At 69.1% G+C, this 16176-nt stretch carries 16 protein-coding genes; 6 read left to right on the top strand and 10 right to left on the bottom strand.

Annotated elements, in window-relative coordinates; all coding sequences use genetic code 11:
- Window positions 1-228: 228 nt before the first annotated feature.
- Window positions 229-471 carry a hypothetical protein gene (locus KZJ41_RS28015; protein ID WP_230304594.1) on the bottom strand — a complete coding sequence of 81 codons (243 nt, stop codon included), beginning with the start codon at window positions 469-471 and terminating at the stop codon, window positions 229-231.
- 484 nt (window positions 472-955) lie between these two features.
- Between KZJ41_RS28015 and KZJ41_RS28010 the strand changes: the two genes are divergently transcribed.
- The 3 genes from KZJ41_RS28010 (at window position 956) to KZJ41_RS28000 (ending at window position 2153) form a co-directional block, all read left to right on the top strand.
- Complete coding sequence (locus KZJ41_RS28010) at window positions 956-1441, top strand: hypothetical protein (RefSeq protein ID WP_050036199.1); 486 nt, start codon at window positions 956-958, stop codon at window positions 1439-1441.
- Window positions 1438-1728, top strand: a complete 291-nt coding sequence (locus KZJ41_RS28005; RefSeq protein WP_029546754.1) for a hypothetical protein — start codon at window positions 1438-1440, stop codon at window positions 1726-1728. Before KZJ41_RS28010 ends, KZJ41_RS28005 begins: the two co-directional genes overlap by 4 nt.
- A gap of 137 nt (window positions 1729-1865) precedes the next feature.
- Window positions 1866-2153 carry a hypothetical protein gene (locus KZJ41_RS28000; protein ID WP_006947522.1) on the top strand — a complete coding sequence of 96 codons (288 nt, stop codon included), beginning with the start codon at window positions 1866-1868 and terminating at the stop codon, window positions 2151-2153.
- 177 nt (window positions 2154-2330) lie between these two features.
- Here KZJ41_RS28000 and KZJ41_RS27995 read toward each other — a convergent pair whose 3' ends face one another.
- The 8 genes from KZJ41_RS27995 to KZJ41_RS27960 form a co-directional block, all read right to left on the bottom strand.
- Entirely contained in the window at window positions 2331-3566 is a 1236-nt protein-coding gene (locus KZJ41_RS27995) for a fatty acid desaturase (protein ID WP_029546753.1), read from the bottom strand.
- Window positions 3567-3821: 255 nt separating this feature from the next.
- Window positions 3822-4049, bottom strand: a complete 228-nt coding sequence (locus tag KZJ41_RS27990) for a hypothetical protein (RefSeq protein ID WP_006947519.1) — start codon at window positions 4047-4049, stop codon at window positions 3822-3824.
- A gap of 1 nt (window position 4050) precedes the next feature.
- Entirely contained in the window at window positions 4051-5781 is a 1731-nt protein-coding gene (gene ctaD, locus KZJ41_RS27985) for a cytochrome c oxidase subunit I (RefSeq protein WP_029546752.1), read from the bottom strand.
- Window positions 5782-6435: 654 nt separating this feature from the next.
- Window positions 6436-7545 (bottom strand): alcohol dehydrogenase catalytic domain-containing protein, encoded by a 1110-nt coding sequence (locus tag KZJ41_RS27980; RefSeq protein WP_006932113.1) that lies wholly within the window; start codon window positions 7543-7545, stop codon window positions 6436-6438.
- Between the two features lie 164 nt (window positions 7546-7709).
- On the bottom strand, window positions 7710-8459 hold the full coding sequence (locus tag KZJ41_RS27975) for a glycerophosphodiester phosphodiesterase family protein (protein ID WP_185713339.1): 750 nt from the start codon (window positions 8457-8459) through the stop codon (window positions 7710-7712).
- Window positions 8459-9832: an ABC transporter substrate-binding protein gene (locus KZJ41_RS27970; RefSeq protein WP_251549952.1), complete on the bottom strand. Its 1374-nt coding sequence runs from the start codon at window positions 9830-9832 to the stop codon at window positions 8459-8461. Before KZJ41_RS27970 ends, KZJ41_RS27975 begins: the two co-directional genes overlap by 1 nt.
- Before the next feature lie 47 nt (window positions 9833-9879).
- Window positions 9880-10716: a carbohydrate ABC transporter permease gene (locus tag KZJ41_RS27965; protein WP_185713337.1), complete on the bottom strand. Its 837-nt coding sequence runs from the start codon at window positions 10714-10716 to the stop codon at window positions 9880-9882.
- Window positions 10716-11675, bottom strand: a complete 960-nt coding sequence (locus tag KZJ41_RS27960) for a carbohydrate ABC transporter permease (RefSeq protein ID WP_251549950.1) — start codon at window positions 11673-11675, stop codon at window positions 10716-10718. Before KZJ41_RS27960 ends, KZJ41_RS27965 begins: the two co-directional genes overlap by 1 nt.
- Before the next feature lie 314 nt (window positions 11676-11989).
- On the opposite strand from KZJ41_RS27960, the gene KZJ41_RS27955 reads away from it, so the two are divergent.
- Both KZJ41_RS27955 and KZJ41_RS27950 read left to right on the top strand, forming a co-directional pair.
- Window positions 11990-12793 carry a DeoR/GlpR family DNA-binding transcription regulator gene (locus tag KZJ41_RS27955; protein ID WP_185713335.1) on the top strand — a complete coding sequence of 268 codons (804 nt, stop codon included), beginning with the start codon at window positions 11990-11992 and terminating at the stop codon, window positions 12791-12793.
- Between the two features lie 6 nt (window positions 12794-12799).
- Window positions 12800-13480, top strand: a complete 681-nt coding sequence (locus KZJ41_RS27950; protein WP_100055566.1) for an HAD family phosphatase — start codon at window positions 12800-12802, stop codon at window positions 13478-13480.
- A 46-nt stretch (window positions 13481-13526) separates the two neighbouring features.
- Here the strand turns inward: KZJ41_RS27950 and KZJ41_RS27945 are convergent, their stop codons facing one another.
- Complete coding sequence (locus tag KZJ41_RS27945; protein ID WP_185713334.1) at window positions 13527-14609, bottom strand: ABC transporter ATP-binding protein; 1083 nt, start codon at window positions 14607-14609, stop codon at window positions 13527-13529.
- A gap of 193 nt (window positions 14610-14802) precedes the next feature.
- On the opposite strand from KZJ41_RS27945, the gene KZJ41_RS27940 reads away from it, so the two are divergent.
- A complete protein-coding gene (locus KZJ41_RS27940; RefSeq protein WP_006932115.1) occupies window positions 14803-16140 on the top strand; it encodes an amylo-alpha-1,6-glucosidase in 1338 nt (445 codons plus the stop codon).
- The last annotated feature ends 36 nt before the right edge of the window (window positions 16141-16176 follow it).

Below are 16176 nucleotides of genomic sequence, written 5' to 3'. Positions count from 1 at the left end.
GCAGGAACGTCCGGCGGACCGCGCACATCCCGGCCACCAGCAGCGGCAAAGCAACCACGAGGAGCCAGGCACCGGCGGTGCCGGCCAGGACCGTACCCATACCCCACTGAGCAGTATCCGTCTGCGCCACCCGGGCCCACGCGTGCACCCATCAGTGCCGCACCATCGCCGTTTGGGCAAGGGTGAAATCGACGAACACGCCGATCGCGCACAGCGGCACGGGGGTGGTCATTCGACCGCGATCAGCAGCAGCACATCGTCGTCGGCCGGCGGGAATTGCAGTCGAGTCCGCTCTGCGGCCGGAGCCGGCGAGCAGTAGCGGACCACCGGGATCCCAGAAGGCGGCACCGGCGGGCGACGGACATAGCGCAGCGGTGCCCGGGCCGTCGGCCGGTCCGAAGCGGTGTTGAGGTAGCGGATGACCAAGGCGGCTGTCACGAACGCCCCGAGGAGCATCCACGTGGTCAGCATGTCGCTCACGCGCACGTATCCTTCCTTCGCGTCGACGGGTTTCGACCACCAACGAGCATCGGCCCGTCCCGACCCGGCAGGGAAGACTCGCCGTCGGATCCTTGCGAAATCTCTACGCCTCCGGACCGAGGAGCCGCCGCCCTGTGCCCGTCACGGCGGGCAACAGCACACCGCGTTGTGGCCTGCGCCCCCGATTCGCTTCTCCTGAATCGCTCGATCGAACCCGACCGCCGGCACGGGATGCGCTCCGATGCTCGAGTATTCCGATCTGCATGCCGAACGCTCCGAGCCTCCGACAGTCGCCCCCATTCCGAGCGAGGGCGCCACGGGCCCCGCGAAGCTGGGTGATGAGTAAGCACCGCATCAAACTTTCGGTCCAGAGCATAAGGAAAGCGTCAAGACGCATCCGTTTCGATCCTCGGCGGCGGTATGGGTGGAAGGACCCGCAACGGCGCGGGCCACCTGATCAAGGAGAAGGTCCGCAATGCTCGCCCATTGGCACCTGTTCGCCCGATCACGGCCGAAGCAGAACGTCTGGATCCACGTGTCCGAGTGCGCCGCGGACGTCGGCACGATCGATGCCGGCGTCGAGCGGGTGTTGCACCGACAGCACCTGCGCCTGGCGGGGATGTGCTGCGCACTCGAGACTCCCGGGGCCGCGGAACGCTGCCTGGACGCGTGTATCGACCGTGCGGTCGCCGCGATGGAACACATCCGGCGCCGCCACGGTGTGCTACTGAGTCAACTGGCGATCACCATCGCGGACACGAGAATTCCTGCGGCTGCGGCATTGGAGCAACGCGAGGTGAGTGCCGTGATCGAGGACTGCCTTGATGCGGCCTGCGCCCGCTACCGTTACCCGCGCCCGACCGTGACCCTGCTGCTCCACACTGTTGGGGGCACTCCGACCGGCTCCTCGCACGCCAGCACACTCGACATGGTCCGCGACGCGACCCTCGAACTCTCATGATCATCGCATCCGTCCGCCCCGGCCCGGTGGGGCCAGCCGATGCCGAGGCTGCGGCCCGCCGTGCCGACCGGGCACAGGCTCAGCTCTTTCTCGGCGTGCTCGAGCGAGAGTTCGAGCAGGTCACAGTGCGGATCAACTTTGCTGAGCACTGCGCCGCCGATGAACAACGGCACGGCTTCGCGGTCAGTGCCCAACGATTCGAGGACGAAGCACGCAGACTGTGGGTCACCCTCGGTGAACTCCACCGTATGATCGCCGCCCTGCGTGCCCGGCAGACCCGGCCTTGACGCACGGACGCCGGTCACAGCATGCGCCGCGGCCGAGCCGAGACGCCCCTGCCCGGCGCACGAGTAGTGCGGCGAGATCCAGCGGTGCGAGGCACCATGGACGGACATGATCGCCTTGTCCTGGATGGGGAGCTGATATGCCGCCACACCGTTCCACCGAGTCGCCGTTCCGCAACGGTGCGGGTAGCACCGCGCTTGTCGCGGGAATCACCGCCGCGGTGTTCGCCTTCGTTCCCCTCATCGGTGACCTGATCACGATTCCCGCCGGGCTGGCCGCGGTGGTCTGCGGCTGGGTCGGCCTGGACCGGGTCGACAAGGGCCTGGCAACGAACCATCGGGAGGCCCTCACCGGTGCCGTCCTCGGTACCGCGGCACTGTTCGTGGTGTTCGTCGTCTTCGCCGCAACTCACAGCGCCGGCGGATGACCATCGGCCCGCCCCCGGGACCCGCCGACCGTGGTGAGTTCGGTGCGCGGGGTGCGCCGGGGTCCGGTGCAGGCGGGGAAACGGCGCCACTGGTTCGGCGGGTCCGCGGCGATCATCTCGTCGGCCGTGCCCGGCTGTGAGTCCGCACGACGGCACTTCGAAACACCTACGCGTCGATCAGCGCATCCCCAGAAGTCGGCGCACGCCACGAATCCGGCGGTTCGCGCGGATCGTGGTGGCCAGTCCGCGCCGCCGGCCGGTGACGGGATCGACAACCGGCATCCCGCCGAAGCCGCGTTCGGACGCGGTCTCGGGAGCGGCGTCCGAAGTGTCTTTGAGGTACTTGTTCGGCAGCGACAGTTTCGCGATGGTGCGCCACGTCTTGAGGTACTGCACCGCGAGCGGACCGCTGGTGTAGGGCAGATCGTACTTGCCGCACAATGCGCGCACCCGCACGGCGATCTCGGCATACCGGTTCGACGGTAGGTCCGGGAACAGGTGGTGCTCGATCTGATAGCTGAGGTTGCCCGTCATGAAATCCATCAACGGACCACCGGAGATGTTGGCGCTGCCGAGCATCTGTCGCAGATACCAGCGGGCCTGGCTCTCGTTGTCGACGTCCGCCCTGGTGAACTTCTCCGCGCCGTCGGGAAAGTGCCCACAGAAGATCACCGCGTTGGTCCACAGATTACGGATCACGTTGGCAGTGATGTCGGCTGTCAGGGTGGACTTCCACGCCCTCCCGGTGAGGGCCGGGTACAACACGTAGTCCTTGCCGATCTGTCGGCCCACCTTCCGGCCCACCTCACGCAGCTTACGGCTGGTTTCGGCACGGTCGTCCCGGCCCCTGGCGACCTTGCCGAGTTCGAGGTGTTGGATGGCGACGCCGTATTGGAACAGCAGCGCGAGCAACGCGTTGTAGACGAGGTTGCCGGCGTTGAACGGCTTCCACCGTTGGTCCCGGGTGACCCGGATCAGGCCGAATCCCACGTCGTCGTCCATGCCCAGGATGTTGGTGTACTTGTGGTGCAGATAGTTGTGGGTCTGCTTCCAGTGCGCCGACGGGTCGGCGTTGTCCCATTCCCAACTCGCGGAGTGGATCTCGGGATCGTTCATCCAGTCCCATTGCCCGTGCATCACGTTGTGCCCGAGTTCCATGTTGTCGATGATCTTCGACACGCCGAGCAGACCCGTGCCGAGCAACCACAGCGGACGGCGCCGGCTGCCGAACAGGGTCACCCGCCCGGCGAGCTCGAGGCTGCGCTGCAACCTGATGGTGTTGCGGATGTATCGGGCGTCGCGTTCGCCGCGGGAGTCCTCGATGTCGCGACGGAGGGCATCGAGCTCTCGGCCGAGGGCCTCGACATCCGCGTCCGTCAGATGCGCGAATTCCTGAAGATCTGAGATGGCCATGCGACTACCCTAGCGTAAGTTACGACACCGTAAGTTACGGCACCGTAAGGATGTGGTGGCGGCCGGAGCCTCGCGTGCACACGCCATGGCGCCGTACCCACCCTTCCGCAGGGGCGCGACGACATGCTCCACGGAATCTCCGCCTGGTGCCGGCACTGGTCGAACTGGCGCAGCGCCGGCCGGACCAGTGCCCGCGCGCCACCACACACCCCCACATCAGACACCGTCGATGCAGTACTCAGCCCGGGCGGGACGTCAAGACCACCGGGTCGGCACGATCGTCCTCCGGCTGGTGGCACCGACCGCGACCGTGCCGGCGAGGGCCGCGACGATCAGCAGCACGGCCGGGGCCGGGGCCAGCCACCACGGGGACGCGAGCAGCACCGCCAGCACCAGCATCGCGATCAGTAGGGCCGTCGGGTCGGGGCGGGTGCGGGTCTCGCCGAGTGTCGTGTACCGGCGGAACCGGCGTCCGTCCTCCATGTCAGTGCTTCCCCTCGATCGCGCGAGCGGTCTGGGCGTGCGAACCCCAGCCCACGTGCGCCTCGGACCGCATTTTTTCGCTCATGTGCGGGTAGTGCAGCTCGAACGCCGGGCGTTCGGAGCGGATGCGCGGCAGCTCGGTGAAGTTGTGCCGCGGCGGCGGGCAGCTCGTCGCCCACTCGAGGGAGTTGCCGTAACCCCACGGGTCGTCGACGGTCACGACCTGGCCGTACCGGTAGCTCTTGAACACGTTCCACAGGAACGGCAGGGTCGAGGCGCCGAGCACGAAGGCACCGACGGTCGAGATGATGTTCAGGGTGGTGAACCCGTCCGAGGGCAGGTAGTCGGCGTAGCGGCGCGGCATGCCCTCGTTGCCCAGCCAGTGCTGCACCAGGAACGTGGTGTGGAAGCCGAGGAAGGTCAGCCAGAAGTGCCACTTGGCGAGACGCTCGTCGAGCATGCGCCCGGTCATCTTCGGGAACCAGAAGTAGACGCCGGCGTAGGTGGCGAAGGCGATGGTGCCGAACAGCACGTAGTGGAAGTGCGCCACGACGAAATAGGACTCGTGCAGCTGGAAGTCGAGCGGCGGGCTGGCGAGGATGACGCCGGACAGGCCGCCGAACAGGAAGGTGACGATGAAGCCGACCGAGAACAGCATCGGCGACTCGAACGTCAGCTGGCCCTTCCACATGGTGCCGATCCAGTTGAAGAACTTCACGCCGGTGGGCACCGCGATCAGGAACGTCATGAAGGAGAAGTACGGCAGCAGCACGGCGCCGGTGGCGTACATGTGGTGCGCCCACACCGCGATCGAGAGCGCCGCGATGGCCAGGGTCGCGTAGACCAGACCCGAGTAACCGAAGATCGGCTTGCGCGAGAACACCGGGAAGATCTCCGAGACGATGCCGAAGAACGGCAGCGCCAGCACATACACCTCTGGGTGACCGAAGAACCAGAACAGGTGCTGCCACAACATGACTCCGCCCGTTCCGGGGTCGAAGATGTGAGCGCCGAACTGGCGGTCGACGAACAGGGCGATCAGCGCCGCCGCGAGCAGCGGGAAGATCAGCAGGATCAGCAGCGAGGCGATGAAGGTGTTCCAGGTGAAGATCGGCATCCGGAACATGGTCATGCCGGGGGCGCGCAGGCACACGATGGTGGTGATGAGGTTGACCGCACCGAGGATCGTGCCGAGACCGCCGACGGTGAGTCCGAGGATCCACAGGTCGGCACCGACGCCGGGCGAGTGCAGCGAGTTCGTCAGCGGCACATACGCCGTCCACCCGAAGTCGGCCGCGCCTCCGGGGGTGAGGAAGCCGGTGGCGGCCATGAGCCCGCCGAAGACGTAGAGCCAGAAGCCCACCGCATTGAGTCGGGGAAAGGCCACGTCCGGAGCGCCGATCTGCAGCGGCAGCAGATAGTTGGCGAAGCCGAAGAACACCGGAGTCGCGTACAGCAGCAACATGATCGTGCCGTGCATGGTGAACAGCTGGTTGTACTGCTCGTTGGACAGGAACTGCAGGCCGGGCACGGCGAGCTCACCACGGATGAGCAGCGCCATGAGGCCGCCGATGAGGAACCACGCGAAGGCCGCCACGATGTACATCACGCCGATGACCTTGTGGTCGGTGGAGGTGACGACCGTGAGGATCGTCGAGCCCTTCGGGCGGCGGGTCGGAGGATACGGCCGCTGCGCGTCCGGCCTCCTCAGTATCGGCGCGACATCAACCATGACCACGACTCCTGACTTCGGCCCCACCGTCGTCCGGGTGGGGCATCGAGCTCCGACCTGCTGCCGCGAGAGGGTGGATCCGCGTCCTCCCGTTCGGCCGACGAGACGGCGGCGCAGGCGTTCGTCCCGAACGGAGCGGAGCCGTCGACCGTCGGCGCGCTGACTCTTGCACCGTGGCATCGGCATCGGCAATGAGACGTGGAGCACGTCCGCGGGGCGGCGAAGGCCCGGCGGCGGGTGTCGGCAACGGCCGCTGTGCCCGGACAGACGGGACGGGCGCGGGAGCCGAGGCGGTAGTCGATCGGGTCGAAAGGTACTGATCAACAGGTTGTTCCACAGGTGTGGACATGCTCGCGCGCAGGCGAGCCGGGCGGTGCGGGCACCGACCGCACACCGGCGGGACCGGGAGCGCTCCCTCGACTCTGTCGCCGTCGGCGGGACCGAGGACTCGGAGAAAGGGCCCAAAGTCTCCCGCCGACTGTGCCCATCGGCCGGAGCACTCCGGCGCCCAGCGAGGGACCGAGTGGCCGGGTCGGCCGGGCACCTCGTCCCGTGCCGCTCGACGGGTCGCTCGGCCGTCCGGAAAACCACTTCCCGCAAGATATCCGGTCCGGGACCTTGGTCCCGGACCGACCGGCACCCGGCCTCTTACCGTCAGTCGTCGAACATGATGACCTGACGCACGGCCAGCCCGTCGGCGAGCTGGTCCATGGCCTCGTTGATGCGCGACAGGGGGATCCGTGCGGAGATCAGTTCCTCCACCGGGAGCCGGCCCTCCCGCCACATCCGCGCGTACTGGGGGATGTCGCGGCGCGGCACGGCCGAACCGAGGTAGCTGCCGACGATCGTGCGTGCCTCCGCGGTCACCGTCAACGGGGAGATCGCCGCCGTCGCGGCCGGCGCGGGCAGGCCGACCGTCACGGTCGTGCCGCCGGGCGCCGTGAGACCGAACGCGGTCTCGAACGCCCGTGCACTGCCGGCACACTCGATGACGTACCGGGCCTTGACACCCCGCTCGACCGCCTCGGCCGGCGTGTAGGTTTCGTGTGCTCCCAGCTCGCGGGCGCGGGTGAGCTTGTCGTCGAGGGTGTCGATCGCGACGATGCGCGAGACGCCCTGCGCGACGGCCGTGAGGAGGGCGGCCATGCCGACCCCGCCGAGGCCGACGATCGCGACGCTGTCCTGCGGCCGCGGCCGGGCCGCATTGAGAACGGCGCCCCCGCCGGTGAGCACGGCACAGCCGAGCACCGCGGCGACGTCGGGCGGCACGTCGTCGTCGACCGCGACGGCCGACGCGCGGTCGATCACCGCGTGCGTCGCGAAACCCGAGACCCCGAGGTGGTGGTGCACCGGGTGGCCGTCGCGGTGCAGGCGACGGCCGCCGTGCAGCAGTTCCCCGGCGTTGTTGGTGGCGGACCCGGTCGTGCAGGGCAGCCGGCCGTCCTCCGCGCAGCTGTCGCACGCCTCGCATCTCGGCAGGAACGACATGACCACCCGCTGCCCCACCCGGAAGTCGTCGACGGAGGAGCCCACCTCGACGATGCGGCCGGCCGCCTCGTGCCCGAGCAGCATCGGTACGGGGCGGACCCGGTTGCCGTCCACGACGCTCAGATCGGAGTGGCACACCCCGGCCGCCTCGATCTTTACCAGCAGCTCGGTCGGTCCCGGCGCGTCGAGCTCGAGTTCGGACACGCTGATCGGTTTCGACTCGGCGAACGGCCGCGGCCGGCCGATCTCCTCCAGGACTGCGCCGGTGATCCTCATCTGCCGATACTCCTCGGGTCCGCGGGACGGTTTCCGGATCCCACCGTAGGTCTCGTGCGGGAAGGTTGGTGGGCGTCGGCACCGATCGATGCGCCGTTTCGGACAGAAACAACGGTCGGGACGCGTGAAGATGTCCGATTTCCGGCACCCCGCGACGGGCGGACTCAGTGGCCGAGCGCCTCCTCGAGCCACGTGCGGGCGGCGCCCGGGTCGTCGGCGGTGCCGCCGTCCAGGCCGAACGCGAGGGCGCGGCGCACGTCTTCCGGCCCCCGCAGCGGCCAGCCGTGCATCTCGTACCCGAGACCGCGGATGCGGTCGACGACCTCGGTCGTCAGGCCGTCCCAACCGCAGTAGAAGGCGCTGCAGCCGGTCGCTGTCAGCACGGCCTCGACACCTTCCGGATGCCGCCGCGCGTCGGGGTGGCCGAGCGTGATCAGGCCACGCGGCACGGCCGGGGCGTGCTGGGCGAGCAGGCGCAGGGCCTCCGGCTGGAAGCTCGTGAACCGGATACGGTCGACGTCGGCGGGTCGTGCGGCGACGATGCGAGCGAGCTCGGGCACCACGGCGGGCGCCTTGATCTCGACCTGCAGGGTCACCGTCGTGGCGTCGAGCGCCTCGTCGAACGTCAGCACCGGATGCCCGGAGTCGAGCCGGACGCGGCGCAGCCGCTCGAGGGACAGGTCGGCGACCGGGCCGAGCCGGCGCCCCGACTCGTCCGCGGCGACGCGGTCCAGTGTGGGGTCGTGCAGCACGATCGCGGCACCGTCGGCGGTGAGACGGACGTCGAGCTCGATCTCGTCGGCCCCGAGTGCCTCCGCCAGGAGGAAGGATTCGACGCTGTTCTCGGGGGCGTGCGCCATGGCGCCGCGGTGTCCGACGAGGGTGAGCGAGCGGATGGGGGTCGGTGTGCTCATCAGGCGACCATCTCTTCGTAGCGGGGGCGGAGGATGTCGGCTTCGGCGCGGAGCTTCTCCGCGGTCTGCCGCAGCGTCGTGGCCGCGTCGGCGTCCTCGGTGTAGAGCTTCTGGATGGCGGTGCGCATCTCGACGATCGTGCTCGAGACGTAGCGGCGCACGGCGTCCGGTTGCCGGGCGATGCCGAGCTGTTCGACGGCCAGCCGGTAGTACGGGTTCTCGATCATGCGCTGCTGCACGGTGGCGGATTCGGCCGCGCCGATCGTCGCCGGGAGGTAGCCGGTACCGACGGTCCAGTCGGCCGACGGCTGCGGCTGCGACAGGTACGCCAGGACCTTCGCCGCGGCATCCTTCCTTTCCGTCGCCGCGTGTTTCATGATCGACAGTCCGCCGCCACCGGTGGGCACCCCGGTGGTGGTAGCCGTGGGCAGGAAGCCGGCGCCGACCTCGAAGTCGGCGCCGGAGATCAGGCCGGTGAGCGAGCCGGTGGAGTTGGTGATGGTCGCGACGAGACCGTTGGTGAAGTCGTTGTTCATGCTCTGCGCGAGGTAGCCGATCCGGTCGTCGTTGACGACCGCGCGGTCGAACTCCGCTGCCGCGATGCTCTCCGGGGTGTCCAGCACCACGTCGAGGCCGTCGGAGATGCCGCCGCCGAAGTTCCACAGCAGGCCCTGGAAGTACCAGTCGTCGGTGCCGGTGTAGGCGCGCATCTGAAGCTTGTTGCCGCGGTAGTCGCGGCCGGTGATCTCCTTGCCCCAGCCGCGGAACTCCTCCCATGTGGCGGGCGCCCGGTCCGGCAGGCCGGCTGCGGCGAAGACTTCCTTGTTGTAGTAGAACAGCGGGGTCGAGCGGCCGTAGGGCACCCAGAACGACTGTCCGCGCACGACGCCCTCGTCGAACAGCCGCTTGTGGAATGTGGCGGGGCCGAACTCGCCGGTGAAGTAGCCGTCGAGCGGCTCGAGGCTGCCGTTGAGGAAGAAGATGTTCCAGTGCACGTCGGAGAATACGGCGATCTCGGGGATCTGCCGGGCCTGCAGGCCCGCGGCGAGCTTCTCGGAGACGCCGTCGTAGCCGTTGAACGTCTGGATCTCGGCGTAGACCTCGGACTGGGAATCGTTGAATCCCTTGATGATCGCGGCGAGTCGGTCGCCGTTGTTGCCCGTCCACGGGCTCCACACGACGACGTTGGTTCGGCCCGCGTACTCGGCGGGCGGCGCGACGTCGGGCTGGGCGAACGAGGAGGACCCGGCGGTGGGGCTGCCGCAGGCGGACAGGACGGGGACGGTGGCGGAGACCATCGCGGCGAGGGTGAGGAACCGGCGCCGGCTCAGGCGCGCCGAGGTGATCGACGAGGTGCGGGAAAGCGGGGACATGGCTTCTCCTGGAGAGGGGTACGGAGCGGAAGCGGAAGTGGTCGGGGTCATCGGCGAGCGGCGGCGCCGGCCATGCCGCTGATGATGTAGCGCTGGGCGAGCAGGAACAGCAGCAGCATCGGCGCCACGACGAACGTGGTGCCGGCCATGATCGAGCCCCACTGGTCGACGCCTTCGGTCTCCTTCAGGTACATCAGGCCGATCGGCAACGTGCGCATCTGCACGGAGTTGGTCACCAGCAGTGGCCAGATGAAGTCGTTCCATTCGTCGATGACGGCGATCAGCGCCACGGTGATCACCGCCGGCAGCGACATGGGCAGCACGAAGTGCACCAGTCGGCGCAGGTGCCCGGCGCCGTCCAGTTCGGCGGCCTCGAGGACCTCCGGGGCGAGACCGAGGAAGTGCTGCCGTAGCAAGAAGGTGCCGAATGCGCTGGCCAGTCCCGGCAATACGATACCGGCATAGGTGTTGATCAAGCCGAGGTTGCCGATGGTGATGTAGTTGATCAGCAGGGTCACGTGTCCGGGGACCATCAATGCGCCGAGCACGGCCACGAACAGCAGGTTCCGGCCGGGGAAGGACAGGAACGCGAAGGCGTAGGCGCTGAAGACGGCGAGCACCACCTTGAGCGTCGCCCCGACGGCGGTGACGACGAGCGAGTTGACCAGGAACCGGTCGAACGGGGCCGCCTCCCAGGCATGGACGAAGTTGTCGAGGACGACCTCGCTCGGCAGCCACTGCAGCGGCCACCGGTAGATCTCGGCCTCCGGTTTGAAAGCGGAGGTGAGCATCCACAAGAAGGGGACGGCGAACACCAGGGCCGTCACGACGAGCGCGGGCAGCGCCTTCAGGCGCGCCCCACGACGGGGGATGAGGGTGGCCATCAGTAGTGCACCTTCTTCTCGATGTAGCGCATCTGGACGACCGTCATCGCCATGAGGACCAGGAACATGATCATCGAGCCGGCCGCGGCGGATCCGGTGTCGAACTCGCGGAAGCCCTGCTGGTAGATGAACCAGCTGAGGGTCGTCGTGGCACCGGCCGGTCCGCCGCCGGTCATCATCGCGATGAGGTCGAACGACTGGAACGCGGCGATGACCTGGGTGACGAGCAGGAAGAATGTGGTGGGCGAGAGCAGCGGAAGGACGATGTACCGGAACGATTGCCACCGGCCGGCGCCGTCCAGCCGGGCCGCCTCGAGTACGTCCGGCGGAATCGACTGCAGTGCTGCGAGATACACGAGAGCGACGAATCCCACGCCCTTCCACACCGCGACGATGATCAGTGCCGGCAGGGCCCACTGTCCGGACGTCGTCCAGTGGGGCGAGTCCGCGCCGACGGCGGAGAACAGGGCCCGGGACAGGCCGTAGTTGGGGTCGAACATGAACAGCCAGATCGCTGCTACGGCGGCACCGGAGAGGATGTGCGGGGAGAAGGCCATCGCGGTGACGGCGCCGCGGCCGGGCAGCCTCAGGTTGAACAACAGGGCGAGGGCCAGCCCCCCTCCCAGGCTGATGCCGACCACACTGACGACCCAGATGCCGGTCAACCGCAGTACCCGCAGGAACGCGGGATCGGTGAACAGGGCCGCGTAGTTGTCGAAGCCGACGAACAGCGGTTGCGGGGCGATCATGTCCCACCGCGTCAGGCTCAGGTAGGCGTTGCCGACGACCGGCCAGTACGCGAAGACGACGATCAGCGCGAGGTTGGGGAGTGCGAACAGCGCGAACAGCGCACGTTCGCGGCGCCTGCGCCGGCTGCGGCCCGGCCGAGGTGCCGGGGCCGGGTTGCCCGGGGCGCGGACGACCGGGTCCGTCTCGCGCCGGGTCAGTGTCACGGACACGTCCACCGTCCTTGTCGAAATAACAGCGAATAGTTAAGAACCGAAGCGGCCGGGACGATGGTGGCACCGCCCGCGTCGTTCGGTCAACACGGCCGGGTCCGTGCCCGGACTCGCGATCGCGACCGGCGCTCGTCTCTAATTTCATTGTTATAAACAAGAATACGAGTATTTGTCGCCGCGGTTCGGGACGCCGGTCGATCTCGGTTGGCGGTCCGTAGACCATCATTTCCCGGTCCGTTCACGCGGCGTTCATAACAAATAGAGTGATATAAAGTCCGGTGTCGAAACATTCGAACGTGAGGAGGCGATGCGCGATGTCCAGAGCGAACCGCAACCCCCGCCAGGAAAGGCTCGACGCGATCCTGGAATCGTTGCTGGCGGACGATCACGCCACGGCCCAGGGGCTCGCCGAGCGGTTCGGGGTGTCGTTGATGACGGTGCACCGCGATCTCGACGAACTGCAGCGCCGCGGCGTGGTCCGCAAGTTTCGCGGTGGTGTCAGTGTCGAACGCACCGGCACGTACGAGATCGCCGCGGCGGTCCGGCGGCGGCTCGCGCTGTCCCAGAAGCGGGCGCTCGGCGCCGCAGCGGCACGGATCGTCGCCCCCGGCACGTCGATCATGCTCGACGACTCGACCACCGTCGCGACGGTGATCGAGCGCCTGGCCGACGTCGAGGACCTGCGGGTGGTCACCAACTACCTGCCCGGCCTCGCGGCCCTCACGCACCATACCGGCATCGAAACCGTGGCTCTGGGAGGCACATTCGACGTCGGTCACGAGTCGTTCCTGGGGGCCGGCGCCCTCGCTGCGGTCCGCGGCGTGCGGGTGGACACCCTGTTCCTGTCCACCACCACCGCCGACACGGACGGGCTGTACCACCAGGAGGACTCGATCGTCGCCCTCAAAACCGAGATGCTGCGCGTCGCCGCCCGGCGTGTCCTGCTGCTCGATTCCGGGAAGATCGGCCGCCGGTCCTTCCACCTCGTCGCCGATTGGCGTGCGATCGACGACGTGCTCGTCGACGACGGCGCGCCGGCCGACTTCGTCGACGGCCTGCGCACCCGTGGGGTCCGCGTCCAGGTCGTGCCCGTACCCCCCGCCACCGATCAGGAGTAGCCCCGAATGCACACGCCCCCCGCCGTCCACGCCGTGCTCTGGGACATGGACGGCACGCTCGTCGACACCGAACCGTACTGGTTCCGGGCCGAACGCGAACTGCTGGAGGCGTTCTCGGTTCCGTGGAGCGACGGGCAGGCCGCCGGCCTCGTCGGCAGCGCCCTGCCCGAGACCGCCCGGGTGCTGCAGCGCGCCGGCGCGGACCTGCCCGTCCGCACCATCGTGGACACGCTCGTCGACTCCGTCGTGGCCCAGGTGCGGCAAGCGGTCCCGTGGCGGCCCGGCGCCCGGGAACTGCTCGGCGAACTCGCCGCCGCCGACGTGCCGTGCGCGCTCGTGACGATGAGCGAGCGGCCCCTCGCCGACGTGATCGACCGCATGCTGCCCGCGGGCACGTTCCGGTTCCTCGTCACCGGCGACATGGTCGGCAACGGCAAACCCCACCCGGAGCCGTACCTGCGGGCCGTCGAGGCGCTCGGCCGCGACCTGGGCGCTCCCCTCGACCCCGCGCGCATCGTCGCGATCGAGGACTCCCTGCCGGGCCTGGCCTCGGCTCGTGCTGCCGGCGTCGTAACCGTCGGCGTACCCAACGTCGTGGCGCTGCCCGAGCATCCGGGGCACACCCTGTGGCCCACCCTCGCGGGCCGCTCGATCGCGGATCTGAACGACCTGCTCTGCGTGCAGTGACGCCGGGTCGGGGCGAGGCCACGCGGCCGCGCCCCGCCGCCGCGCTTCAGTCGCTCAGCCGCACCCCGGTCCCGGCGTCGAACACGTGCACCCGTTCGGGGTCGGGCAGCAGCCGCACCACCGCGCCCGCCGACGGCGGGTTGTGCCCGCCGGTGCGGAACACCACGTCGCGGCGGTGGCCGTCCACCGTCGTGCCACCGTAGACGTAGGCGTCCGCGCCCAGTTCCTCCACACTCTCGACGGCCACATCGAACCCGGATCCGTCAGTGGACATCGTCAGGTGCTCGGGCCGGACGCCGATCGTCACCGTGGTCCCCCGGGCGGCCGCGAGCACGTGGCGGGGCACGGGCGCGACGTGCCCGCCGATCCGCACGCCGCCGTCGGTGACCGGCGCCTCGAACAGGCTCATCGCCGGGGAGCCGATGAACCCGGCGACGAACGCGTTCACCGGCCGCTCGTACAGCGCCCGTGGCGTGTCCACCTGCTGGAGCCTGCCGCCGTCCAGCACCGCGACCCGGTCCCCCATCGTCATCGCCTCCACCTGGTCGTGCGTGACGTACACCGTCGTCACGCCGAGCCGGCGCGTCAGCTGCGCGATCTGGTTGCGGGTCTGCACCCGCAGCTTGGCGTCGAGGTTGGACAGGGGCTCGTCCATCAGGAACACCTGCGGGCTGCGCACAATGGCCCGGCCCATCGCGACCCGCTGCCGCTGGCCACCGGACAGTGCCTTCGGTTTGCGGTTCAGGTACGGCGTGAGGTCCAGCATCGCGGCGGCCTCCTGCACGCGCGCGACCCGCTCGTCCTTCGGCACCCCGGCGATCTTCAGGGCGAAGCCCATGTTGTCCGCGACGGTCATGTGCGGGTACAGCGCATAGCTCTGGAACACCATCGCGATGTCGCGATTGCGGGGTTCGACGTCGGTGACGTCGCTGGAGCCGATGAACAGCCGCCCGGAGTCGACGTCCTCGAGCCCGGCGAGCATCCGCAGCGAGGTTGACTTGCCGCATCCGGAGGGGCCGACCAGGACGAGGAACTCGCCGTCCGCGATGCTCAGATCCAGCGCGTCCACCGCCGGGGACGCGGCCCCCGCGTAGTGCCGGGTGGCGTGGTCGAAGGTCACTGAAGCCATTGTCTCGAAATCCCTTCACGGGCAGGAACGTGCCCGACGATCCGTGGTGAGTGGACGAACGTCCAGACCCGGTCAGTCCACCCCGCGCACGTGACGTTGCGACACCGCCGAGCCGAACGGCAGGTGTCGGGCCGGGGTCCGTCCACCTGCCCCTCGGCGCGCGCCCACGCCGGGACGGTCGCACAATGATGCGATGCCGGACCGCGGATTCACCCACACCCAGCTCGCCGCGCGGGCTGCCTACCTGCTGCGCGGTAACGACCTCGGCACGATGACCAGTGCCGCCCCGAAGCTGTATCCGCACATGTGGAGCTGGGACGCGGCGTTCGTCGCGGTGGGGCTGGCCCCGTTGAGTGTCGAGCGGGCCGTCGTCGAACTCGACACCCTGCTCTCGGCACAGTGGCGCAACGGCATGATCCCGCACATCGTGTTCGCGAGCGGGGTGGACGGTTACTTTCCGGGTCCGGCGCGCTGGGCCTGTACCGATCTCGCCGCCGCCGCGCCACTGGGCCCGCAGACGTCGGGCATCACCCAGCCGCCCGTGCACGCCATCGCGGTGCAGCGCATCCTCGACCACAGCCGCCGGCACGGCCGCAGCACCCGCGCCGTCGCCGAGGAGTTCCTCGACCGCCGCTGGCCCGACCTGGTGCGCTGGCACCGGTGGCTGGCCCGCGCCCGGGACCTCGACGGCAACGGTCGCATCGCGCTCTACCACGGCTGGGAATCGGGCATGGACAACTCGCCCCGGTGGGACGCGGCCTACGCGAACGTCGTCGCCGGGGCGGTGCCGACGTTCCGGCGCGAGGACCTCGCCCACGTCGGCGACCCGAGTCAGCGGCCGACGGACGCCGAGTACGCCCGCTACCTGTGGCTGCTCGAGGAGATGAAGGAAGTGCGCTACGACGACGACGCCCTGGCCACGGCCATGAGCTTCGCCGTCGAGGACGTGTTCGTCAGTGCCGTGTTCGCGCTCGCGTGCGACGTGCTCGCCGTCATCGGGGAGGAGCATTCGCGTCCGAACGCCGACGTCCGCGAGCTGCACGAGTACGCCGACCGGTTCCGCCGCGGCGTGCTCGACACCACCGATCCGCGCACCGGCGCCGCCAAGGACTTCGACCTGCGCAGCGGCCGCTGGATGGCCACCGACACGCTCGCGATGTTCGCGCCGTTGTTGTGCGGTGGCCTGCCCCGCGGCACCGAACGGGCCCTGCTGCGCACCTTCGAGGGCCCGAAGTTCTGCGGCCACCCCGACCTGCGCTACGCGGTGCCGCCGTCCACCTCCCCCGTCTCCCGGGATTTCCGTCCGCGCGAGTACTGGCGCGGGCCGGTGTGGCCGGTGATGACGTGGCTGTTCTCGTGGACGTTCGCCCGCCGCGGGTGGGCGGAGCGCGCTCACCTGCTGCGAGCGGAGGGTCTGCGGCAGGCCAGCGACGGCTCGTTCGCCGAGTACTACGAGCCGTTCACCGGCGAGCCGCTCGGCAGCATGCAGCAGTCGTGGACCGCCGCCGCGGTACTGGACTGGCTGGGGTGAGGCGGTGTCCCCCGCACCCGCACGGGGCCGGGGGAC

This window comes from Rhodococcus sp. 11-3 (assembly GCF_023704055.1).
In the GTDB taxonomy this organism is placed as follows: Bacteria; Actinomycetota; Actinomycetes; order Mycobacteriales; family Mycobacteriaceae; genus Rhodococcus; species Rhodococcus aetherivorans.
This window is presented reverse-complemented; position numbering and strand designations above follow the sequence as displayed.

What these genes read in the sequence shown, in the direction of transcription:
- KZJ41_RS27950 (WP_100055566.1), top strand. Translation starts at nt 12,800, where the DNA reads ATGCACACGCCCCCCGCCGTCCACGCCGTGCTCTGGGACATGGACGGC.
- KZJ41_RS27955 (WP_185713335.1), top strand. Translation starts at nt 11,990, where the DNA reads ATGTCCAGAGCGAACCGCAACCCCCGCCAGGAAAGGCTCGACGCGATC.
- KZJ41_RS27940 (WP_006932115.1), top strand. Translation starts at nt 14,803, where the DNA reads ATGCCGGACCGCGGATTCACCCACACCCAGCTCGCCGCGCGGGCTGCC.
- KZJ41_RS28015 (WP_230304594.1), bottom strand. Translation starts at nt 471, where the DNA reads ATGCTGACCACGTGGATGCTCCTCGGGGCGTTCGTGACAGCCGCCTTG.
- KZJ41_RS27965 (WP_185713337.1), bottom strand. Translation starts at nt 10,716, where the DNA reads ATGGCCACCCTCATCCCCCGTCGTGGGGCGCGCCTGAAGGCGCTGCCC.
- KZJ41_RS28000 (WP_006947522.1), top strand. Translation starts at nt 1,866, where the DNA reads ATGCCGCCACACCGTTCCACCGAGTCGCCGTTCCGCAACGGTGCGGGT.
- KZJ41_RS27970 (WP_251549952.1), bottom strand. Translation starts at nt 9,832, where the DNA reads ATGTCCCCGCTTTCCCGCACCTCGTCGATCACCTCGGCGCGCCTGAGC.
- KZJ41_RS27990 (WP_006947519.1), bottom strand. Translation starts at nt 4,049, where the DNA reads ATGGAGGACGGACGCCGGTTCCGCCGGTACACGACACTCGGCGAGACC.
- KZJ41_RS28005 (WP_029546754.1), top strand. Translation starts at nt 1,438, where the DNA reads ATGATCATCGCATCCGTCCGCCCCGGCCCGGTGGGGCCAGCCGATGCC.
- KZJ41_RS27995 (WP_029546753.1), bottom strand. Translation starts at nt 3,566, where the DNA reads ATGGCCATCTCAGATCTTCAGGAATTCGCGCATCTGACGGACGCGGAT.
- KZJ41_RS27975 (WP_185713339.1), bottom strand. Translation starts at nt 8,459, where the DNA reads ATGAGCACACCGACCCCCATCCGCTCGCTCACCCTCGTCGGACACCGC.
- KZJ41_RS28010 (WP_050036199.1), top strand. Translation starts at nt 956, where the DNA reads ATGCTCGCCCATTGGCACCTGTTCGCCCGATCACGGCCGAAGCAGAAC.
- ctaD (WP_029546752.1), bottom strand. Translation starts at nt 5,781, where the DNA reads ATGGTTGATGTCGCGCCGATACTGAGGAGGCCGGACGCGCAGCGGCCG.
- KZJ41_RS27980 (WP_006932113.1), bottom strand. Translation starts at nt 7,545, where the DNA reads ATGAGGATCACCGGCGCAGTCCTGGAGGAGATCGGCCGGCCGCGGCCG.
- KZJ41_RS27945 (WP_185713334.1), bottom strand. Translation starts at nt 14,609, where the DNA reads ATGGCTTCAGTGACCTTCGACCACGCCACCCGGCACTACGCGGGGGCC.